The organism is Streptomyces sp. NPDC032472 (assembly GCF_040636955.1).
Classification (GTDB): domain Bacteria; phylum Actinomycetota; class Actinomycetes; order Streptomycetales; family Streptomycetaceae; genus Streptomyces.
In genome coordinates this window covers 67,117-88,724 of sequence record NZ_JBEZVK010000019.1, presented here as the reverse complement: position 1 = coordinate 88,724, position 21,608 = coordinate 67,117, and the positions used below count along the sequence as shown (strand labels likewise).

Annotated in this window: 18 protein-coding genes and 1 pseudogene; 9 read left to right on the top strand and 10 right to left on the bottom strand. The window is 73.2% G+C overall.

Going from position 1 to position 21,608, the window contains the following annotated elements:
• The first annotated feature begins 357 nt into the window (after positions 1–357).
• Complete coding sequence (locus AB0F11_RS15510; protein WP_362172860.1) at positions 358–2,469, top strand: discoidin domain-containing protein; 2,112 nt, start codon at positions 358–360, stop codon at positions 2,467–2,469.
• Between the two features lie 101 nt (positions 2,470–2,570).
• Positions 2,571–3,179, top strand: coding sequence for a TetR family transcriptional regulator (locus AB0F11_RS15505; protein WP_362172857.1), 609 nt, complete (start codon positions 2,571–2,573; stop codon positions 3,177–3,179).
• Between the two features lie 42 nt (positions 3,180–3,221).
• On the opposite strand, the gene AB0F11_RS15500 is transcribed toward AB0F11_RS15505, so the two are convergent.
• Positions 3,222–3,854 (bottom strand): NAD(P)H-dependent oxidoreductase, encoded by a 633-nt coding sequence (locus AB0F11_RS15500; protein ID WP_362173008.1) that lies wholly within the window; start codon positions 3,852–3,854, stop codon positions 3,222–3,224.
• 233 nt (positions 3,855–4,087) lie between these two features.
• On the bottom strand, positions 4,088–5,047 hold the full coding sequence (locus AB0F11_RS15495; RefSeq protein WP_362172854.1) for a LysR family transcriptional regulator: 960 nt from the start codon (positions 5,045–5,047) through the stop codon (positions 4,088–4,090).
• Between the two features lie 158 nt (positions 5,048–5,205).
• Between AB0F11_RS15495 and AB0F11_RS15490 the strand changes: the two genes are divergently transcribed.
• Positions 5,206–8,700, top strand: coding sequence for a M28 family peptidase (locus AB0F11_RS15490; protein ID WP_362173005.1), 3,495 nt, complete (start codon positions 5,206–5,208; stop codon positions 8,698–8,700).
• 105 nt (positions 8,701–8,805) lie between these two features.
• Here the strand turns inward: AB0F11_RS15490 and AB0F11_RS15485 are convergent, their stop codons facing one another.
• The gene (locus AB0F11_RS15485; RefSeq protein ID WP_362172851.1) at positions 8,806–9,084 is read right to left on the bottom strand and encodes a hypothetical protein; all 279 of its coding nucleotides are present in this window, start codon (positions 9,082–9,084) and stop codon (positions 8,806–8,808) included.
• Between the two features lie 187 nt (positions 9,085–9,271).
• Here AB0F11_RS15485 and AB0F11_RS15480 point away from each other — a divergent pair, with 187 nt between their 5' ends.
• Positions 9,272–10,561: a VWA domain-containing protein gene (locus AB0F11_RS15480; RefSeq protein ID WP_362172849.1), complete on the top strand. Its 1,290-nt coding sequence runs from the start codon at positions 9,272–9,274 to the stop codon at positions 10,559–10,561.
• Positions 10,561–11,385: a hypothetical protein gene (locus AB0F11_RS15475; protein WP_362172846.1), complete on the top strand. Its 825-nt coding sequence runs from the start codon at positions 10,561–10,563 to the stop codon at positions 11,383–11,385. The genes AB0F11_RS15480 and AB0F11_RS15475 overlap by 1 nt, the downstream gene beginning before the upstream one ends.
• 49 nt (positions 11,386–11,434) lie before the next feature.
• Here AB0F11_RS15475 and AB0F11_RS15470 read toward each other — a convergent pair whose 3' ends face one another.
• The 3 genes from AB0F11_RS15470 to AB0F11_RS15460 are packed head-to-tail and all read right to left on the bottom strand — an operon-like array spanning position 11,435 to position 14,129.
• Positions 11,435–12,241 carry a hypothetical protein gene (locus AB0F11_RS15470; protein WP_362172843.1) on the bottom strand — a complete coding sequence of 269 codons (807 nt, stop codon included), beginning with the start codon at positions 12,239–12,241 and terminating at the stop codon, positions 11,435–11,437.
• Complete coding sequence (locus tag AB0F11_RS15465) at positions 12,238–12,891, bottom strand: response regulator transcription factor (protein ID WP_362172840.1); 654 nt, start codon at positions 12,889–12,891, stop codon at positions 12,238–12,240. The genes AB0F11_RS15470 and AB0F11_RS15465 overlap by 4 nt, the downstream gene beginning before the upstream one ends.
• A complete protein-coding gene (locus tag AB0F11_RS15460; protein WP_362172837.1) occupies positions 12,879–14,129 on the bottom strand; it encodes a sensor histidine kinase in 1,251 nt (416 codons plus the stop codon). The genes AB0F11_RS15465 and AB0F11_RS15460 overlap by 13 nt, the downstream gene beginning before the upstream one ends.
• A gap of 175 nt (positions 14,130–14,304) precedes the next feature.
• Here AB0F11_RS15460 and AB0F11_RS15455 point away from each other — a divergent pair, with 175 nt between their 5' ends.
• Positions 14,305–14,715 carry an LPXTG cell wall anchor domain-containing protein gene (locus AB0F11_RS15455; protein ID WP_362172834.1) on the top strand — a complete coding sequence of 137 codons (411 nt, stop codon included), beginning with the start codon at positions 14,305–14,307 and terminating at the stop codon, positions 14,713–14,715.
• Here the strand turns inward: AB0F11_RS15455 and AB0F11_RS15450 are convergent.
• A complete protein-coding gene (locus AB0F11_RS15450; protein WP_362172831.1) occupies positions 14,712–15,389 on the bottom strand; it encodes a DUF2278 family protein in 678 nt (225 codons plus the stop codon). The genes AB0F11_RS15455 and AB0F11_RS15450 overlap by 4 nt on opposite strands.
• A 163-nt stretch (positions 15,390–15,552) precedes the next feature.
• Here AB0F11_RS15450 and AB0F11_RS15445 point away from each other — a divergent pair, with 163 nt between their 5' ends.
• Positions 15,553–16,221, top strand: a complete 669-nt coding sequence (locus tag AB0F11_RS15445; RefSeq protein WP_362172828.1) for a DUF6445 family protein — start codon at positions 15,553–15,555, stop codon at positions 16,219–16,221.
• Between the two features lie 19 nt (positions 16,222–16,240).
• Here the strand turns inward: AB0F11_RS15445 and AB0F11_RS15440 are convergent.
• The 3 genes and pseudogenes from AB0F11_RS15440 to AB0F11_RS15430 form a co-directional block, all read right to left on the bottom strand.
• A pseudogene (locus AB0F11_RS15440) lies at positions 16,241–16,441 on the bottom strand (hypothetical protein); the annotation flags it as partial.
• 36 nt (positions 16,442–16,477) lie between these two features.
• Complete coding sequence (locus AB0F11_RS15435; protein ID WP_362172825.1) at positions 16,478–17,758, bottom strand: transposase; 1,281 nt, start codon at positions 17,756–17,758, stop codon at positions 16,478–16,480.
• 167 nt (positions 17,759–17,925) lie between these two features.
• Positions 17,926–18,120, bottom strand: coding sequence for a hypothetical protein (locus AB0F11_RS15430; RefSeq protein ID WP_362172823.1), 195 nt, complete (start codon positions 18,118–18,120; stop codon positions 17,926–17,928).
• A gap of 215 nt (positions 18,121–18,335) precedes the next feature.
• On the opposite strand from AB0F11_RS15430, the gene AB0F11_RS15425 reads away from it, so the two are divergent.
• Positions 18,336–19,298, top strand: coding sequence for a fibronectin type III domain-containing protein (locus AB0F11_RS15425; protein ID WP_362172820.1), 963 nt, complete (start codon positions 18,336–18,338; stop codon positions 19,296–19,298).
• An 85-nt stretch (positions 19,299–19,383) separates the two neighbouring features.
• Positions 19,384–21,501 carry an NB-ARC domain-containing protein gene (locus AB0F11_RS15420; RefSeq protein ID WP_362172817.1) on the top strand — a complete coding sequence of 706 codons (2,118 nt, stop codon included), beginning with the start codon at positions 19,384–19,386 and terminating at the stop codon, positions 21,499–21,501.
• Positions 21,502–21,608 lie beyond the last annotated feature (107 nt).

The window sequence follows — 21,608 nt, the reverse complement described above, 5'->3', positions numbered from 1 at the left end:
CGCGGCAGCGCGGCCCGTGATCGGCGGTCTGTGATCGACAACGGCCTTGATCCCGCGGGCCGGCCCGTGCCGCGATGGGGTGCAAACCGGCACAGTCCGCCCCCGACCCTACCGTCCCGGCATCCGGGAGCCGGCACCGGGGGTGGCGCGGGTGGCGCAGGTCACCGCGGGGCGGGGCGGCCGCCGACGAACCTGATTCTTCATCAGGTCAGTTGTCCCGGACTCTTGACTCTCCCCGCGCCAGTCGCGATTCTCGTCGCACATTCGCGGGACATGACAATTCGCCGACTGTTCGGACGGACGGCCGGCTGCGTCCTCGACCGCGCCATCCGACTCCCGATGACGTGAGTGTGACCCATGACCCGACGCCCGCCCAGCCGGCGCAGACCCCTCTCGATCCTTGCGTTACTGCTCACCACCGTGATGGCCATGGCCCTCGGCCCCGCGTCCGGCGCCTCGGCAGGCGCCGCGGCCGCTGCCGCCGCCGACGGCACCGCCGGCGCCGAGTCCGGCTGGTGGGTCCCCACCGCCCGGCCCGCGCCCGACTCCCAGATCAACGTCACGGGCGAGCCCTTCAAGGGCACCGACGCGAACGGCAAGGTGCGCGGCTTCGTCGACGACCACGTGCACCTGATGTCCAACGAGGGCTTCGGCGGCCGCCTGATCTGCGGCAAGCCGTTCTCCCAGGACGGCATCGCCGACGCCCTGAAGGACTGTCCCGAGCACTACCCCGACGGCTCCCTCGCCGTCTTCGACTTCATCACCAAGGGCGGCGACGGCAAGCACGACCCCGCCGGCTGGCCCACCTTCAAGGACTGGCCCGCCCATGACTCGCTGACCCACACGCAGACGTACTACGCCTGGGTCGAGCGGGCCTGGCGCGGCGGCCAGCGCGTGCTCGTCAACGACCTCGTCACCAACGGGGTCATCTGCTCGGTCTACTTCTTCAAGGACCGAAGCTGCGACGAGATGACCGCCATCCGCCTGGAGGCGCGCAAGACCTACGAGATGCAGGACTACATCGACAAGATGTACGGCGGCCCGGGCAAGGGCTGGTTCCGCATCGTCACCGACTCCGCGCAGGCCCGCGAGGTCATCAAGCAGGGCAAGCTCGCCGTCGTCCTCGGTGTCGAGACCTCCGAGCCCTTCGGCTGCAAGCAGATCCTCGACGTCGCGCAGTGCAGCAAGGCGGACATCGACCGCGGCCTGGACGAGCTGTACGGGCTGGGTGTGCGCAGCATGTTCCTGTGCCACAAGTTCGACAACGCCCTGTGCGGCGTGCGCTTCGACTCCGGCGCGCTCGGGGTGGCCATCAACGTGGGCCAGTTCCTGTCCACGGGCACCTTCTGGAAGACCGAGCAGTGCGCCGGCCCGCAGCACGACAACCCCATCGGCCTGAACGCCGCCGCCGCGCCGGGGGCCGTGAAGATGCTGCCCGAGGGCGTCTCGCTGCCGGGGTACGCCGGCGACGCGCAGTGCAACTCCCGCGGTCTGACCGACCTCGGCGAGTACGCCCTGCGCGGGATGATGAAGCGCAAGATGATGCTCGAGCTCGACCACATGAGCGTGAAGGCCGCGAGCCGGTCCCTCGACATCATGGAGTCCGAGAGCTACCCGGGCGTCATCTCCTCGCACAGCTGGATGGACATGGACTGGACCGAGCGGCTGTACAAGCTCGGCGGGTTCATCGGCCAGTACATGAACGGCTCCGAGGGCTTCACCGCCGAGGCCCGCCGCACCAAGGCGCTGCGCGACAAGTACCACGTCGGGTACGGCGTCGGCACCGACATGAACGGCGTCGGCGGCTGGCCGGCCCCGCGCGGCGCGAACACGCCGAACCCCGTCAAGTATCCATTCCGCAGCGCGGACGGGGGCTCGGTCCTCGACCGGCAGGTCACCGGCCAGCGCACCTGGGACTACAACACGGACGGCGGCGCGCAGTACGGCCTGGTGCCGGACTGGATCGAGGACATCCGGGTCACCGGCGGCCAGGACGTGGTCGACGACCTGATGAAGGGAGCCGAGTCCTACCTGGGCACCTGGGGCGCCTCCGAGAAGCACAAGGCGGGGGTCAACCTGGCCGCCGGCGCCCCCACCGCCGCCTCCACCACGGAGTGGTGGAACCCGTTCGTCAGCTACGCGCCCGGCCGGGCCGTGGACGGCGACCGGGGCACCCGCTGGGCCAGCGAGTGGAGCGACGACCAGTGGCTCCGGCTGGACCTGGGCTCCCCCTCCCTCGTCAAGCGCGTCACGCTCGACTGGGAGCGCGCCTACGGCAGGGCCTACCGCATCGAGGTCTCCACCGACGACGCGAACTGGCAGACGGTGTGGTCCACGACCGCCGGTGACGGCGGCCTGGACACCGTGCAGTTCGCCGGCGTGCCGGCCCGCTACGTCCGCATCCACGGCACGGGGCGCGGCACGCAGTGGGGCTACTCCCTGTACGAGGTCGGCGTCTACAGCAGCTGACCGCCGCGCACGGAGGAAGTACCGCACACCACAGGCCGGGGCCGGCCGGATCGGCACTCCCGATCCGGCCGGCCCCGGCGTACGAGCGAGAGGGAACCCCCATGCCACGGATGCCGTTGGCCGAGCGGCGCCGCCAGCTGACCGAGGCGGCGATCCGCGCGCTGGCCCGCGACGGCGTCTCCCGGACCACGACCCGCTCGATCGCCGCCGAGGCGGGCGTGTCGCTGAGCGTCTTCCACTACTGCTTCGACTCCAAGCAGGCGCTGCTGGAGTCGGTCATCGAGACGATCACCGAGCACTACCTGCGGGTGGTCAGGGAGGCGATCCTGCCGCGGACCAGCCTGCGCGAGACGGTTCGGGCGGGCTTCCAGGCGTACTGGGACCACGTCCGCGCCCACCCGGCCGAGCACATGCTCACCTACGAGCTCACCCAGTACGCGCTGCGCCAGCCCGGGTTCGAGCACCTGGCGCGGCGCCAGCACGAGCTGTACTGCGCCACGTACACCGAGCTCGTCGAGCAGGTCCGCGGCGAGTCGGACTTCGAGCTCCGCGTCCCGGTCCCCGTCCTCGCGCGGTACCTGGCCGCGATGACGGACGGGCTGACCCTGAACTTCCTGGTGCTCGGCGACGACAGCGCGGCGAAGGAGATCCTGGACATGGTCACCGACCACGTCTCCGGACTCGTCCACGCCGGGGCGTCGGACGCCTGACACCGCGGCGCGGGCAGGCCGGCGCGGCGGCCGCGCGGGCGCTCAGTCCTCGGCGCGCTGGGTGACCGGGGCGCTGCTCTCGTCGCCCAGGAACTCGTACCAGCGGCGCTGGAGGCACAGGTAGCGGGTGTCGGCCTCGGCCAGCGCCAGGAAGGAGTCCACGGTGGCCGCGAGCCGCTCCCCGAGCCCCTCGTCCGCGAGGGCGCCGTCCTCGCGGAAGGCGGCGTGCGCCATGGCGAGGCTGAACATGTCCGGGTAGACGCGCGCCCCGAGGTGTTCGAGCGGGACGCGCAGCGCCCACAGTCCGCGGTTGCCGCCGACCATCGACGGCGAGGCCGACACCAGCAGCGTCTGCTTGTCCTTGAACGGCTGCGGCCGGAACCGGGACACCCAGTCGACGGCGTTCTTCAGCACCCCGGGGACCGAGGCGTTGTACTCGGGCGAGGCGATGACCAGCGCCTGGGCCGCCAGCAGCCGTTCGCGCAGCAGGGCCGCGCCCGGCGGCGGCCCCTGGTCGGCCTCGGCGTCGCCGTCGTAGGTCGGCATCTCGAACTCGCGGATCCGGGCGAGGTCCACGGCGGCCCCCGACCGCTCGACGTGCGCCGCGACGAGGGCGGCCAGCCGGGCGTTGACGGAGCCCTCGCGGGAGGAGCCCGCGAGGACGAGCACGCGCAGGGCGCCGGGTCCTCCGGCCACGGTCACGTCGGGCTTCGCCTCGGTCGCTGCGGTTGTGGCGGTGGCGGTGGTGGCTCCGGCGGCGGCTGTGGCTGCAGGGGTGGCGGGGGCTGCGGTCGCGTCGGTCACACCGGGGACCGTACGGCACCCCTCCCGCGCGGCGCCCGCACCGGCCGCCCCTCCCGCCCGGACTTCACCCGGCCGGTCGTGCCGCGCCTGCGGGCGCCGTGCGGTCAGTCGAGCACCGGGTGCGCTTCCGGATGGGCGTCCCACCAGGCCTTGTGGAAGGGGTTGTTGCCCACGTTGGCCAGGTAGGCGCCCGCCGCGGCGCGGTAGAGCAGCTCGGCCTGCCGGGCGGAGACCGCCGAGCGGTTCCACGCGATCCGGATCCGCCCCGTGATCGGCGCGCCGAGCAGCGGACGCATCACCGTGCCCGCCACGGCCGGGGCCGTGGGCTGGGTGAGGGAGATCGCGCGGCCCGCGGCGACCAGGTCGTGGCGCATCTGCCGGTCGGTGATCCGGTAGCGCAGCGAGGGGACGAAGCCGGCCTTGGCGCAGGCGGCCACCAGCGCCTCGGGGCCGCCGTCGTCGTCCTCGACGAGGGTCATCCACTGCTCCTCGGCCAGGTCCGCGAGGTCGAGGACCTCCCGCCCGGCCAGCGGGTGGCGGGTGGACATGCGGATGCAGAACGGCTCCTTGGGGACCAGGGTCTTGGCCAGGACCCCACGGGGCAGGGCCACCTCGTGGTCGTTGACCTCGCCGTAGACGATGACGTCGTAGCGGCCCGCGCCGAGCATGCGTACCAGTGCGGTGACCGAGTGCTCGACGTCCACGGTGAGCTCGCGGCCCGACAGGGTCAGGTCCGTCCGCGCGAGGAGCCCGTCGATCAGCACGAGCAGGATGCAGCCCAGCCGCAGCGGGGTGTCGGTGGCCATGGCGCGCGTCTCGGCGCCGAGCGTCTCCATCTCGCTGAGCACGCGGCGCGCCTTGGCGAGCACGAACTGGCCCAGCGGGGTGGGCTCGACGCCGGAGCGGCCGCGCACGAACAGTTCGCCGCCGGTGACCCGCTCGATCCTGCGCAACTGGGCCGACAGTGCGGGCTGGGAGACCCCCAGCCGCCGCGCCGCGCCCCCCAGGCTGCCGGCCTCCGCGATCTGGCAGACGGCTTGCAGATGCCTCAACTCCAGCTGCATCCGGGCAGCTTACGCAGCGTCACGCAACGGCACCATAACGCGGACCTTATGGATGCAGGGATGTCCCAATCTCGCCATGTACACGCTCATACTCGGCGCGAAAGCCGGCCCCACCCCCCACACACGATCGGAGTGGACTCTTGCAGCCCACCAGATGGATGGCCTCCGTGGCAGCCATGGCGCTGGCCACGAGCCTCGCCGGCACCCTCGCCGGCACCGCGCACGCAGCGCAGCACAGCGGGCCCCCGCCCGCTCCCCGGGCCACGTCCGCCGACCGGGCGGTCGCCGCCGCCGACGCGGCCGTCCGCAGCGGCCTCGACACCCTGGTCAACTCGGCACAGCAGCAGTACGAACGGCGCCTGGTCACCCCCTGGGTGCAGGACCTGTACTCCGTCGCCTACGAGCGCAGCTACCGCGGCCTGCCGGTCGTCGGCGGCGACGCCGTCGTCCTGGCGGACGGCGCGGGCCGGGTGCGCGCCGTGCAGTCGGCGTCCTCGACCGCGATCGACGTGGCGACCACCCCGGCCGTCGCGAAGAAGGCGGCCGAGACCACCTCGCGCGCCGAGCTGGCCAAGGTCGACAAGGTCCTCGACAGCCGCCTCGTGGTCCGGCTCAAGGACGACAAGCCGTACCTGGCCTGGGAGACCGTGCTCTCCGGCGCCACGAAGACGGCGCCCAGCAAGCTGCACGTCTTCGTCGACGCCCGCACCGGCAAGGTGATCGACCGCCACGACGAGGTCGTCGCCGGCACGGGCAACAGCAAGTGGAACGGCCCCAGCCCGATCACCATCGACACCACCGCCTCCGGCGGCTCGTACTCGCTGCGCGACCCGAACCGCCCGGGTCTGAGCTGCGCCGACTACAGCTCCGGCACCGTCTTCACGAAGTCCTCGGACTCCTGGGGCACCGGCAACCCCACGTCCAAGGAGACCGGCTGCACGGACCTGATGTTCGCGGCCCAGAAGCAGTGGGACATGCTCGCCCAGTGGCTCGGCCGCAACGGGGTCAGCGGCAACGGCCGCAGCTTCCCGGGCAAGGTCGGCCTGGGCGACCTCAATGCGTACTGGGACGGCAGCTCGGTCACCATCGGGCACAACAGCGCCAACGAGTGGATCGCCGGGATCGACGTGGTGGGCCACGAGTACGGGCACGCCATCGACTCCAACACCCCCGGCGGGACCAGCGGCCAGGAGGCCGGGCTCGGCGAGGGCACCGGTGACATCTTCGGCGCGCTGACCGAGGCGTACGCCAACGAGCAGGCCCCGTACGACACGCCGGACTACACCGTCGGCGAGATGATCAACCTGACGGGCAGCGGCCCGATCCGGAACATGTACAACCCGCCGGCCGTGGACAACGACCCGGCCTGCTACAGCTCCGCGATACCCGGCACCGAGGTGCACGCGGCCGCTGGGCCCCTGAACCACTGGTTCTACCTGCTTGCCGAGGGCAGCAACCCGGGCGGCGGCAAGCCGAACAGCCCCACCTGCAACCAGTCCACGGTGACCGGCGTGGGCGTCCAGAACGCCGGCAAGATCTTCTACGGCGGCATGCTGCTCAAGACCAGCAGCATGTCGTACAAGAAGTACCGGACGGCGACGCTCAGCTCCGCCAAGTCCCTCGACCCCACCACCTGCAACCTGTTCAACAAGACGAAGGCCGCCTGGGACGCGATCAGCGTGCCCGCCCAGTCCGCCGACCCAACCTGCACCCCCAGCGGCCAGAACGACGACTTCTCCATGGCGCTGAACCCCGCGTCGGGCACCGTCCAGCAGGGCGGCTCGGTCACCACCACCGTGACCACCAACACCACCTCCGGCCAGGCCCAGCAGGTCACGCTGACCGCTTCCGGCCTGCCGTCCGGGGTCACCGCCACCTTCAACCCGGCGACCGTGCAGTCCGGCCAGTCCTCGACGCTGACCCTGTCCGCCTCGTCCAACACGGCTCCGGGCGCCTCCACCGTCACCGTCAAGGGCCAGGGTCCGAGCCTGGCGCACACGGTCGACTACGCGCTCAGCGTCGGCAGCACCCAGCCGGGCACCGACCCGCCGAACATCGACGTGGCCGCCGTGCAGGCGCACCTCGCCCAGCTGAACACGATCGCCTCGCAGAACGGCGGCAACCGCCGCGCCGGCAGCGCCGGCTACACCCAGTCCGTGGCGTACATCAAGGGCAAGCTCCAGGCGGCGGGCTACACCGTCACCGAGCAGAGCTGCACCTCCTGCACCTACCCCTCCAACAACCTGATCGCCGACTGGCCGGGCGGCCCCGCCGACCAGGTCGTCATGTTCGGCTCCCACCTGGACAGCGTCTCGGCGGGCCCCGGCATCAACGACAACGGCTCAGGCTCGGCGACCCTGCTGGAGAACGCACTCGTCCTCGCGCAGAAGAACCCCACCCTGACCAAGCACGTCCGCTTCGCCTGGTGGACCGACGAGGAGCAGGGCCTGAACGGCTCGGAATTCTACGTGGGCCGGCTCAGCAGCACCGAGAAGGCCGCGATCAAGGGCTACTACAACTTCGACATGGTCGGCTCGCCCAACGGCGGCTACTTCATCAACAACCTCAACTCCACCACCGCGGCCCCGCTCAAGGCGTACTGGACCTCGCTGAACCTCGCCCCCGAGGAGAACACCGAGGGCCAGGGCCGCAGTGACGACTACTCCTTCCAGCAGGGCGGCATCCCCACCTCCGGCTACGCGGCCGGCGCCAGCGCCCGCAAGACCTCGGCCCAGGCGGCGAAGTGGGGCGGCACCGCGAACGCCGCGTACGACTCCTGCTACCACAGCTCCTGCGACACCACGAACAACATCAATGCCACCGTCCTGGACCGCAGCGCCGACGGCGTGGCCTACGCCATCTGGAAGCAGGCGGTGGGCGGCGGCACCCCGGCGCAGGACTTCTCGATCAGCACCTCGCCCGCGGCCGGCTCCGCCAACCCCGGCGGCAGCGTCACCGCCACGGTGAACACCGCCACCGTGAGCGGCAGCGCGCAGACCCTCGCCCTGTCCGTGTCCGGCGCGCCGGCCGGCGTGACCGCGACGCTCAGCCCCGCCTCCGTGCAGTCCGGCAGCTCCTCGACCCTCACGGTCCAGGTCGGCGCGGGCACCGCGGCGGGCACGTACACCCTGACCGTCACCGGCACCGGTACGACCAGCCACAGCACCACCTACACCCTGACCGTCGGCGGCACGGGCGGCTGCACCCCGCGTGACGCCGTCGTCAACGGCGGCTTCGAGAACGGCAGCAGCCCCTGGACCGCCACCGCGGGGGTCGTCACCAACCAGTCCGGGCAGGTCCCGCACGGCGGCTCGTACATGGCCTGGCTGGACGGCTACGGCAGCACGCACACCGACAGCGCCTCGCAGTCGCTGACCCTCCCCTCCGGTTGCACCACCGCCCGGCTCTCCTTCTACCTCCACATCGACACCGACGAGAGCGAGAACGTGGTCTACGACCGGTTCACCGTCTCGGTCGGCGGCCAGACGCTGGAGACCCTCTCCAACGTGGACGCGAACCAGGGCTACGTCCTCAAGAGCTACGACGTGTCCAAGTTCGCGGGCCAGACCGTCACCCTGACGTTCAAGGGCGTGGAGGACGCGTCCCTGCAGACGTCCTTCGTCGTCGACGACGTCGCCCTCCAGGTGAGCTGACGCCCGCCTGATCCCGGTCCCACCCGAGCGGCACGCCCCCGGCCCCCCCGGCCGGGGTGCGTGCCGCTCGGCCGTGCTCCGGGTCGCCGCCGCCCGCCCGCGGGCTCAGTACGGCCGCGGCGACATGACGTGCGGATCGCCGTCCGGGATCTCCAGGACGCAGCGCGGGAGACCGGGGCCGGGGGTCGCGCGTACGCAGACCGCCGTCGGCGGATCGGTCGGCAGCTCCACCGGCACGCTGACCGGCCGGTCGCCGTGCGTGACGCCGTGGCCGGTCTCCTTGCCGTCGATGAGGATCTCCACGTCGACGCGGTGGCCCGTCTCGACGGTCGCACTGACGGAGTGCCCCGCGTGGTCGATGTGGAAGTGATGGCGTCGTCTCATGGGGTCGCCTCCGGCCGGGCGCAGCAGCACCGTCCCCTCCCCGTACTCCAGCGTAAGCGCGGGCTGCGCGGACCGCAGGCCGGCGACCGCCCCGGCTCCGACCGGCCCCGCCGCGGCCGGCGGTCCGTGAACGCCGGTTCGCGAAGAACGTTTTGGATTGCCGCACGATCCTCAATACGATCCGGCGATGATCACAAGAAAATGGGTGGCGGCCGGGGCGTGCGGCCTGTTGGCCACGCTGGCGGTCGGGCTGTTCCCGGCGAGCGCAGCCGCCGGCGAACCGGTGGCGAAGGACTCGCCCAAGGTCGAGCTGGTGCTGGACGTCAGCGGCTCGATGAGGGCGACCGACATCGACGGCAAGTCCCGCATGGCGGCGGCGAAGCAGGCCTTCAACGAGGTGCTGGACGCGACGCCGGACGAGGTGCAGCTCGGGATACGGACGCTGGGGGCCACCTATCCGGGTGAGGACCGCCAGCTCGGATGCAAGGACACCAAGCAGCTCTACCCGGTCGGCAAGCTCAACCGGACCGAGGCCAAGACCGCGGTGGCCACCCTGGCCCCCACCGGCTGGACGCCCATCGGGCCCGCGCTGCTGGGCGCGGCCGAGGACCTCAAGGGCGGCGACGCCACCCGGCGGATCGTCCTGATCACGGACGGCGAGGACACCTGCGCCCCGCTCGACCCGTGCGAGGTGGCCCGTGACATCGCCGCCCAGGGCATCCACCTCGTCATCGACACCCTCGGCCTGGTCCCCGACGCCAAGACGCGCGACCAGCTGGTCTGCATCGCCGAGGCCACCGGCGGCACGTACACCTCGGTGCAGCACACGGCCGAGCTCTCCGGCCGCGTGAAGCAGCTGGTGGACCGGGCGGCGGCGCCCGTGGTCACCCCGGTGGCGACCGAGGGCGCCAAGCAGTGCCAGGGCGCCCCGAAGCTGGGCGCGGGCCTGTACACCGACCGGGAGTCCTTCGGCGAGCACCGCTGGTACCAGGTGGACGTCAAGCCCGGCCAGGAGCTGCGCGCCTCGGTGAGCATCGCCGCCGACCGCGCCGTCAACAACGACTACGGCGTCCTGCTGCGGGCCGTGACCGTGCACGGGCGGGAGATCGTCCGCGGCTCGGAGGCGGGCAACGGGCGCACCGACATGACCTCGGCCGGCCTGCGCTACCCGAAGGCCGAGGTCGACGACGAGGACGGCGGGGGCACGGACGGGGACGGCAAGCCGAAGGCGGAGACCGTCTGCCTCCAGGTCAGCAACTCCTTCTCCGCCCCCGCCTCGGTCAAGACCACCCCGGGCCTGCCCGTCGAGCTGACCATCGACGTCGTCGACGGCCCCGACGACGCATCCGACGTGGCCGCGTTCGGCCTCGGCCGCGGCTGGTGGCTGCTCGGCGTGCTGGTGCTCGCGGGCCTTCTCGCGGGCCTGGTGTGGGGCTGGATCTCCCGCTGGCGTATCTCGGTCTGGAGGACGAACTGATGCGTACCGTACGCATACTGGCGGCCGCGGCGCTGACCTGCGGCGGCGTGCTCGCCGCGGTCGGCCCGGCGGCGGCTGACACCCCCTCGCCGAGCACGAGCGCGAGCCCGGGCGGCAAGGCGGCCGGCCCGACCGAGGCGGGCACGGCCTTCCGCACCGCCATGCCGTTCAAGCCGGGCCAGCGGGCCACGGCCGAGGCGGCCACCGGCGACTACCTGTACTGGGTGCTCCCGCTGGACTCGGGCCAGCGGGCCACCGTCAAGGCGACCGTGACGCTGCCCGAGGCGGCGAGCCGGCACGCCGCCTCGACCTGGCAGCTCGACGTCTACGACGGCCTGCGCCGTCGGCAGGCGTGCACGTACGGCACCCAGACCGCGGCCGCGGGCAAGGAGGCCGCCGCGGTCGAGCTGTCCTGCACCCTGCGGACGGTCCGCCCCGGGGCGGAGCCCTGGGCGAACGACCCGCTGCCCGGCAGCTACTACGTCCGGCTGACCGCGGTGAACCTCGCCCAGGAGGACCTCGGCCTGCGGGTACGGGCGGAGGTGCAGGCCGACCTCCACGACACGGGCGGCGCCTTCGCCTCGGACGGCGCCCTCGCCAAGCCGCTGGTGCCGGGCATCACGGCGCAGGCGGCGGCCGACAAGCCGAAGAAGGGGCAGCCGGCCGCGGTCGGCGAGCCGGACGGCGGCTGGTCCGGCGGCCGGTGGTCCGACCGCTGGGTCTGGACCGCGGCCGGCGGGGTGCTCGGTGCCCTCGCCGGGATCTTCGGGTACTCGCTCACCCGCGGCCGGGGACGCCCGTCCCCCGTACCGCCCCGCGGCTGACGCGGCGGGCGGCGGCCCCTGCGCCGGGCCGCCGCCTGCGGGCGACCCCTCAGTGGCCCGCCTCGGCGCGCCCCGCGTCCGCGGCGATGTCCAGCTGTCCGGGCGCGGCCGGGTCGTTCAGGCCCGGCGCGACGTCGCAGCGGCCCGCGCCGACGCGGGAGGTGACCCGGAAGCGGGTGGCCGCGGGGACCCGCAGCTCCAGCTGCCCGGACCCCGCCCGGGCCGTGATCCGGTCCGGCGGGGCGACGAACCGGGCGACGGCGGCGCCGGACCCGGCCCGGATGTCCGCCTGGGGCGAGGTGAGACCGGAGGCCTCGAGCGAGCCCGCGCCGACCTTCGCCCGCAGCGGCCCGCGCAGCGCGGTCAGCTTCAGCTGCCCGGCCCCGACCTCCGCGTCCACGGCGCCGCCCAGACCGCTGACCTCCACGGTTCCGGAGCCGCCGGTCACCTTCACCGGGATGCCGGCCGGCACGGTCACGCCCAGGTCGACCGAGCAGCCCAGGCCGGTGTCCTCCAGCCCCTCCGGGCCCGGGCAGTGCGGGGTCAGCTTCAGCGTGTCGCCGAGCCAGCTCTCCTCGATCACCGGCGCGGCCAGCGACCAGCTCACCTGGGCCCGGTAGGCGACCTGCTGGTCGGCGCGCGGGGTGATCCGCACGTCGGCGCTGCCCGCGTCGATCTCCAGGGCGGTCACGGCGCGGCCGCCGCTGCCGCCGCTGAGCGTGCCGCCCCGGGTGGATCCGTACGCCCACACCTGCCAGGCGGCCGGGGCGACGATGAACACGGCGCTGAGCGCGGCGGCCACGATCCACGCGGTCCGGTGCGGCGGCCGGCCGGCGCCGCGGGCGGGTGCGCTCACGAGGCACCGTCCAGGAACCGCAGGACGGCGAGCACCCGCCGGTGGTCCCCGTCGGCGACGGGCAGGTCGAGCTTGGCGAAGATGTTGTTGATGTGCTTGGCGACCGCACTCTCGCTGACCACCAGCCCCTCGGCGATGCCCGCGTTGGAGCGGCCCTCCGCCATCAGGGCGAGCACCTCGCGCTCGCGCGGGGTGAGCCGCTCCAGCGGGTCGATGCCCCCGCCGCGGCGCAGCAGCAGCTGGGCCACGACCTGCGGGTCGAGGGCGGTGCCCCCGGAGGCGACCCGCTTGAGGGCGTCGATGAACTCCTCCACGTCGGCCACGCGCTGCTTGAGCAGGTAGCCGATGCCGCCGGTCTGACTGGCCAGCAGATCGGCGGCGTAGCGCTCCTCCACGAACTGCGAGAGCAGCAGGACCGAGGTGCCCGGCCACTGCCGGCGGATCATCAGGGCGGCCCGCACGCCCTCGTCGGTGAACCCGGGCGGCATGCGGACGTCGACCAGGGCAAGGGTCGGCTCGTGCTCCGCGACGGCGGCGAGCAGCGCATCGGCGTCCCCGGTCTCGGCGGCGACCTCGAACCCGGCCATTTCCAGGACCTTGACCAGTCCTATGCGCAGCAGTACCGAATCCTCTGCGATCACAGCCCGCACGGCAGCTCCACACTCACAACGGTCGGGCCCCCGAGGGGGCTGTGGATCTTGATGGTTCCGTCGACCGACCCTACGCGCTTGCGCAGTCCGGTCAGACCGGTGCCCCCGGCCGGGTCCGCGCCGCCGACCCCGTCGTCGGTGACGGTGATGCGCAGCAGGTTCCCGTCCCGGCGGGCCTCGACGCGGCAGCGGGAGGCGCGGGCGTGCTTGGACACGTTGGCGAGGGCCTCGGAGACGACGAAGTAGGCGACGGCCTCCACCGTCGGGCCGGGCCGCTCGGGCAGGTCCACGTCGAGTGCGACGGGCAGGGGCGCGCGGGCCGCGATGCCGGACAGGGCCGCGTCCAGCCCGCGGTCCTCCAGGACGGCCGGGTGCAGGCCGCGCACGAGGTTGCTGAGCTCCTCGATGGCCTCCTTGGCCTCGCGGTGCGCCTCGTCGATCACGGCCTTGGCCGCGGGCGGCAGGTCGGTGAGCGTCGCCCGGGCGATGCCCAGGTTCATGGCGAGGGCGACCAGGCGCTGCTGGGCGCCGTCGTGCAGGTCCCGCTCGATGCGGCGGCGTTCGAGGTCCGCGGCGTCGAGGACCCCGGCCCGGCTCTCGGCGAGGTCCTCGACGCGGCGCTCCAACTCCTTGGCGCGGTTGGGCCCGAGGAGGGTGGCGGCGGCGAAGGCGTCCAGCCGGGCGAGGGCGGCGGCGAGCCAGGGCGTGCCCAGGAGCAGCAGCACGCCGAGGCCGGTGAGCAGGTCGTACTCCCGGGTCCAGCCCATGGTGTGGTCGTCCTGGAACGGGACCAGCGCCGTCCACCCGTACACGGTGGTGCAGACGACCGCGCCCGCCCAGGCGAGGACGACCACCGCTCCGCCGGCGGCCGCCAGCGGGCTGACCAGCAGGTGGTAGCCGTAGCTGCGCCAGGTCGCCTCGGAGCGGGCGCGTTCGAGCAGGCCGCGCGGCCCGTACGGGCGGTGGGTGTAGGCGACGGCCGGTACGTCCAGCTCCAGCAGGGCCCGGAACCTGCTGCGCTGGAGCAGGGTGAGCAGGGGCCCGAGGAGGAGCACCGCGAGCAGGCCGACGACCGCCTGGCCGGGTGCGACGACGGTGTACGTGAACGCGGCCAGGGCGGGCAGCGCCAGGGGGACGGCGGCGACGGTGAAGGCCGTGTTGCGCCATGCCCAGGCCGACCACGGCGTGTGGTGGACGATCCAGTGGGAGGTACGCCGCAGCGCACCGTGAAGTGCCATGCCCCGTACGGTAATCGCACTGGTCAGCGGCTCTCCATCACCCTGGTGCCAGCCCCGGGGTGTAGCCAGTGCCACCCCCGGTTCGGACAGTGCCGCTACTGATTCGGCTGCTCCGCGCGACCAGAGTGGTGGTCATCCCCGGGGGACGGACCGCCGGGCCGGAAGGAGCCCTCCGATGACGCTCGTCGCCCCCCGCTGCCGTGACCGCCGCACGCCCCTGCTGCCCGCCCTGCCCGCGCTCCTCACCGGCGCGGCGCTGGCGCTGCTGCCGTGGATGGCGGTGCTGGCGGTGACGCTGCCCCAGACGGCCGAGGTCGCGCACTGGTCGGCGGCCTGGATCGGGCTGGACGTGCTGCTGGCGGCGGGCCTGGGCGGTACGGGTCTGCTGCTGCGCCGGCGCGATCCCCGGGCCGCGCCCCTGGCGGCCGCCACAGGCGCCCTGCTGCTGGTCGACGCATGGTTCGACGTGGCGCTGTCGGCGCCGGGCACCGGCCAGGCGACGGCGCTCGTCCTGGCGGTGTGCGCGGAGCTCCCCCTCGCGGCGGCCTGTGCGGCGGTGGCACTGCGCCGGCCGCGGCAGCGCTAGTGCTGTGACCCGTCCTGGAGCGGGTGGCCGTTCTCGTCGGTGGGGGCCTGCTGGGTGGAGAAGCGGGACAGGAACACGTCGTAGAGGCCGTCGGGGCGGCGCGTCATCGTGGCCCCGTCCTGCCAGATGCCGTTCTCCTCCCACCACTGGCTGCCGGCCGGGTCGCCCTGGTTCTGGTGGATGTTGTGCATGCCGAGCCCCTCGTCGAAGGGCTCGCCGAAGACGAGGACCTGCCGGCCGGGGACGAGGATCGGCTCCAGCGCCGCCGAGGCCTCCAGGTGGCTGCCCTCGGTCCAGGGGCGCGGCGGGTCGAACCGGTCGAGGACCTGCCGGAGCCACTGCGGCGGGCGGCGGACGAAGAGGCAGCCCCGGCGGTCCGCGAGGGCCGGGTGGCGCAGGTAGTCGATCGCCCCGGACCCGGAGGCGCGGGCGAGGTCGTGGTAGCCGGGGTCCGGCGCGTCCACGGGCTCCAGCACCGAGGGGTACAGGGTGAACACCTTCCACTGCACGCCGATCGCGGACTTCTTGCTGTCGACGTCGACGGCGCACTCGTAGCGGCCGGCCGGCGTGTCGACCTCCAGGTGCACGTGGAACCAGCGGCCCTGGTCGTCGGGCCGGTCGCGGAAGTGGCGGTGCAGGGTGCCGGCGAGGACTCCGTAGTTCTCCAGGGGCATGGCCGCCAGTCAACCACCCCGCGGGGCCGGCCGGGAGCAGCGGGGCCGTGTCGGCAGGCGGGCGCCGCCCGGGCGCCATCGCGCCCTCCACGGCGAACACTTGGCGCAACGTTGACCGCGCCGGGAGTGAGCGCCGCCGGGTGCGGTCGCTACGGTCCCTGCCATGCCCCTGCCTCCCTCGCTTCCCGTCCTCCCCTACCGCAAGCCGACCCGCGGGCGCGACTACTGGGTCCTGGACGACGTGCTGCCCGACCCCGGCGCCGTGCGGGAACGCTGCCTGGCCAAGGACGACTGGGCCGAGGGCTACCCGCACAAGCCGGAGAGCTGGCCGGGGCTGCGGGCGATGCCCGGTCTGGAGCCCGACGAGCTGGCCCTGGTGGAGCGGCTGGTGCGCAAGTCGACGGGCGCGGCGAGGCTCCGGGCCGAACGCCCCGCAGGCGGCGGAACGTTCAACCACAACTGCGTCCAAGTCGTCGGCGAGGGCGAGTGCGAGGCCCGCCCGCACACCGACTCGCGCACGCTGTGCCGCTACGCGGCGGTGCTCTACCTCAACCCTTCGGTGCCCAAGGACTGCGGGACCAGCTTCTACCGCCAGAGCCTGCCGGGCGGCGCCCTGGGCGGCAACCAGGTCATCGCCCCGCACAACAACCTGGTCGACGCGCTGGGCACCCGTTTCGTCGCGCCGGACTCATTCGTCGAGGACGTACGGGTCCCGCACCGCGCCAACCGGCTGCTGCTCTACTCCGCGAACCTGATCCACAGTGCCACCGGGTACTGGGGCCGCACCCTGGAGGAGAAGCGGATGACGGCCGTGTTCTTCTGGCAGGCCTGAGCGCCCGGGGCCCTGGGGCTCAGCCGCCGTCGCGGACCGCGACGATGCCGTTGAAGACGCCGACGTACGCGGTGCCGTCGGGGCCGAGGGTGATCGGCGCCCAGTTGTTGTCGTACAGCGGACCGGTGCCCGTCAGCTGCCGCCAGCGCCGCGCGCCGGTACGGAAGTCCACGGCGGTGAGGTACCAGGCGTCGATGCCCCAGGCGTTCGGCTCCTTCTCTTGAAGCGCTCTCCCCTTGAACGGGGAGATTCCGCCCTACCTTACGGTGGGAGGCTTGACGCGGCGAGCGCGCCTGACGACTGCTCTTCCAGCAGCCGGGACCGCTACGAGGCCGATCCGGTACAGATGCAAGAGGTTCCGTGCCGCGTTGTGATCGGCATTGCCGGACCAGCCGCAGCCGGGGTTCTTGCACACGAACACGGCTTGGGATTCCCGGCTGCCTGGTGTGATGAGGCCACAGGCCGAGCAGCGCTGGGAGGTTCCGGAAGCGGGGACCTTGACGAGGATGCCGCCGTTGCGCTCCAGCCTGTATGCCAGCAGCGTGACCGTTCGGCCCCACGCCTCGGCGGCGATGGAGCGGTTCAGCCCGGCTTTCTGCGCGACGTTCTTCCCCGGCACGTCCACCGTTCCTCGCGCGGACTTGACCATGTTCGTGACGGTGAGGGCTTCGACCACGACCGTGCCGTAGGTGCGGGCGATGGTGGTCGTCGTCCGATGCTGCCAGTCGGCTGCTCGTCGCTTGGCTTTCGCTCGGAGCCCGGCAATCTCGTCGTAGGTGCGGTGCAGGCGGCGCGAGGTGCGCTCGCCGGGCTTGCGGTGCTGCTTGCGCCGGGCGGCGAGCTGCTCCAGGCGCAGGAGCCTGGCCTTCTCCCTCTCGGTCAGCCACGCACCGTGCTCGTACGCGGTTCCGTCCGATAGGGCGAGCGGCACGATGACGCCCACGTCGATGCCGACCTCGGGGCCGGTATGGGGATCGGGCGCGGGCTCCTGGGTCATGACCCGGAAGGCGATGTGCCAGCCAAGTGCGTCCTTGACGAGCCGGGCCCCGGTGATCCGGTTCTCGCTGTCGGCCCGGCGGCCAACAGGTAGGCCCTTGGTCCACCTGAAGCGGACTCGACCGATCTTGGGCAGGTTGACCATGCCCCAGCGGCGATGGACACGCTTGACGTTCAGGTCTCGTCCCTGCGGGATGTCCACCGACATGACGGACCGGAAGCGGCCCTTGAAGTTCGGTGCGTCCGCCCGCCCCTCCCAGCAGTTCTTCCAGGCTTGGAAGTACGCCTTCAGTACCGCCCGGGCAGCCTGCGCTGGGAGGACGGCAAGGAAATCGACGTCCTTGCGGCTCTGGCGAATCGCGGCGTCGGCGTTCGCAAGCGTGCGCCTGTCCTTCGGCATCATCTGCCACCAGGCATGCAGCAGGTTCCACATCGTGCGGGCTGCGTGCGCCTGAGCGTCAGCAGCCGACACCTCGGCAGGCGACAACCCCAGTCGGGCACGGTGCCCGAACTGCCGCTTGACCGAGGCGACTCGACTCACACGCATATCGTAGTGCGGATTCCGGTCACCGCGACGGCATCCGAACCCCGACGCATGCAGGGTCGACACGTCGGCGGCGCTCTGGCGAGGCAACCGAGAGGAGTCCATGGACGTGCCGGATGATTCACGAAGGCGCAACAGTCGGTCACGCCGCGGCCGGACGGGCTCTAGGGGTTGAGGCCGGCGACGACCTGGGCGGTGGCCGACAGGCCGTCGTGAATGGTCGCCGCCATGCTGCTGCTCGCGAGGTAGAAGCCGAGCAGGACGCAGATCAGGGCGTGCGAGAACTTCAGGCCGCCGTTGCGCATGAAGATCACCGTGAGGATGAGCAGCAGGACGACCGCGGAGAGCGAGATCACCATCGTTACCTCCTTTGACGCGGCGCCATCGTGGCGCAGGAGGGGGTGCCTTCGGGCGAAACTCGTGTCCGCCGAACGGGTGTTGACGGTGCGTGACGGGCGTTCCGTGCTTGACGAACCGTTCCGGCGGGCCGCGGCACGGGTCTTGCCGGACCGCCCGCCGACGTGCCATACATGTCTAGACCTTTACGAGGAAGCGGAAGCCGAGGAAGGCCCCCGTGCGACGCACCGCCCCCCTGCTCGCCCTCCGCCTGGCCGCCGCCGCTGTCGCCGCCGCCGGCCTCGCGGCCTGCACCTCCGCGGACACCGCGCCCCCGGCCGCCCCCGCCGGGCTCACCGCCCAGGCCGGGAGCGCCACCTCGGTGCACGTGATGTGGCGGGCGGCCGCCGCGGCCGACGGCGTGACCAACTACCAGGTCTTCCAGGCCGGGCGGCTGGTGCGCGAACTCCCCGCCGAGAAGACCATGGTGGACGTCACCGGCCTCGCCCCGCTGACCTCCTACACCTTCACCGTCCGGGCCCGCGACGCCGCGGGCAACACCTCCGCGCCCAGCGCCGCCGCCACCGCCACCACCCCGGCCGCCCGCGCCGAGGACCGCGCGGCCCCCACCGCGCCCGCCCGCACCACGGCCCGCGCGGACGGCCCCCGTACGGTCACCCTCTCCTGGTCCGCCGCGACCGACGACACGGGCGTCACGGCGTACGACGTCTACCAGGGCGGCATCCGCATCCACACGGCCGGCCCCGGCGAGACCTCCACCACCCTGGCCGGCCTCCAGCCGGACACCGCCTACAGCTTCACCGTCCGGGCCCGCGACGGCGCCGACAACTCCTCCCCCGACGGGCCCGCGGCGGGCGTGACCACCCCGCCCTCCTCCGAGCAGCGCCCGGACACCGCCCCCGGCGGCTTCACGGCCACCGCCTCGCCGGGAGCGGTCACCCTGGCCTGGACGGCCCCGGACACCGGCCGCCCGACCGACGCGTACGAACTCCACGTCAACGGCAGGCCCGTCACCGTCATCCAATTCGGTGCAGGTGCGGTGCCCGCCGGACGGGTGGAGCACCGGCTCACCGTGACCGAGCCGGCCGGCACCGTATGGGAGCTGCGGCTGCGCGCCCGCCTGCCGGACGGCACCTGGGGCGCGTTCTCGGCGCAGCAGCGGGTCGTCCTGGCCGGGTAATGGGGACCGCTCCGCGGGGTCACGACGTGACAGCGATCCGGACGGAACGGCACCGCGGGGAAGGAAGATCACGCACAATACATCCGTGTTCGGAGAGTACTCGTTCAACAACAGACAGGCGGATTCCGCGGACGGCGACGCCGAAGCCGATTCCGAGTCCGACTCCGGGGCCAGCGCGGCGGCCCCGGGCAACCTGCCGCCCGAGGCGCCCGGGTTCGTCGGCCGCGAGAACGAACTGGCGGAACTGCACTGCCTGTTGCGGACACATCGGCTGATCACCCTCACGGGCGTGGGCGGCGTCGGCAAGTCCCGCCTCGCCCTGCGCGCCGTCGCCGACGCCGAACAGGCCCGCCCCGACGGGGTCTGGTGGGTGGACCTCTCGCCCTTGCGCGACCCCGCGCTGCTGACGATGACCGTGGCGCACGCCGTCGGGCTCGCGAACCACTCCGCGGGCCCGCTCGACGAGGAGCTGTGCGCCTGGATGGCGGACAGGGAGCTCCTGCTCGTCCTGGACACCTGCGAGCACATGGTGTCCGACTGCCGCCACCTGGTGGGCGAACTCCTCCAGTCCGCCCCCGGGCTGACGGTCCTGATCACCTCCCGGGAGCCGCTGGACAGCCCCTGCGAGTACGTGGTCGAGCTCTGCCCGCTGCCCTGCGAGGGCCCCGACAGCGACGCCCTCGCCCTGCTGCGCGCCCGGGCCCTCGCGGCGGCCCCGCAGACCGCGGCCGCCTTCGACGACCCCGAACGGGCCGCCCTGGCCGCGCAGGTGTGCCGGCGCCTCGACGGGATTCCGCTCGCCTTGGAGCTCGCCGGCGCCCGGATGCGGCGCTGGAGCCTGGAGCAGGTGGCCGAGCGCCTCGGCGCCCGCTTCGACGTGCTCGCCGACGGCCGCGCCTCGCTGCTGCCCCGCCACCGTACGATGCGCACCGCCATCGGCTGGAGCCACGAGCTGTGCGAGCCGGTGGAGCGGCTGCTGTGGGCCCGGCTGTCGGTGTTCACCGGCGACTTCGACATGGCCGCGGCCCGCGCGGTGTGCTCGGGCGGCCCGCTGTCGGCGGCCCGGGTGGAGCGCGTGCTCGGCGGCCTGGTGGCCAAGTCGGTGGTGCGCCGCACGCAGGAGCGCGGCGCGGGCGCCCGCTACCGGATGCTGGACACGATCCGCGAGTACGGCCACGACTGGCTGGCCGAACTCGGCGAGGTCCGCGCCGTCGCCGACCGGCACGCCCACTGGTACGCGGCGCTCTCGCGGGCCGCGGACCGGGGCTGGATGGGCCCGCGCCAGGTGGACTGGTACCGCAGGATGACCGCCGAGCACCCTCAGCTGCGCACGGCCCTGGAGCACCTCCTCGGCACCGATCCGGCGGCGGCGCTCGAGATGGCCGGGGCGCTGTGGTTCTTCTGGTTCTCCTGCGGGCACGTGCACGAGGGCCGGGGGTTCCTGGAGCGGGCCCTGCGCACGGCCCCGCGGGCGGGCGCGGGGTACGCGCAGGGGCTGTGGGCGCTCGGGCTGACCATGGCGCTCCAGGGGGAGATGGACGCGGTCCGGGAGCTCGGCGACCGGTGCACCGCCGCGGCGGCGGGGGTGGCCGACCCGGAGGCGGAGGTGCGGGCGGTGCATCTGCGGGCGCTGTCCCTGCTGCTGCCCGGGGACCCGGCGCAGGCCCTGGAGCTGGCGGGGCCGCGGGCGCGCGCGCGGCACACCGGGCCGGCGGACGGCGCCGGGCAGCTCCTGTGCCGGCTGGTGACCGCCTACGCCCTGTGCGATCTGCAGCGCTTCGAGCAGGCCGCCGAGGAGGCGCGGGGGCTGCGCGAGGCGTGCGCGGACCTGGACGAGCGGTGGCTGCGGGCCTATGCGGACTACGTCCTGGCCGTCGCGGCGTTCGGGCTCGGGCACGCGGAGGAGGCGGCCCGGCACGTACGGGCGATGCTGTCGGGCAAACGGCTGCTCGGCGACCGCATCGGCATCGCGCTCGGCCTGGACCTGCTGGCGGCGGCCGTCGCGGCGCTGGGCGACGGGGAACTCGCGGCCCGGCTGCTGGGCACGGGGCACGCCTGGTGGCGCACGGTGGGCCGGCCCCAGATGGGCTCGCCCTCGCTGACGGCCCTGCGGGAGCGGGGCGAGCGGCAGGCCCGCGCGGCGATCGGCGACGCGGCCTTCGAGAGCGCTTTCCTGTGCGGCGCGGCTGCGCCCACCGGCTGACGGCAGCCGGCGGGCCGCGGACGTTCTGAACTGCTGCTGTACCGGGCTCCCGTCAGTACGGGAGGGTTCTGCCCGACGGTGTACGCAGGTCCAGGTCTCGGGGAGCG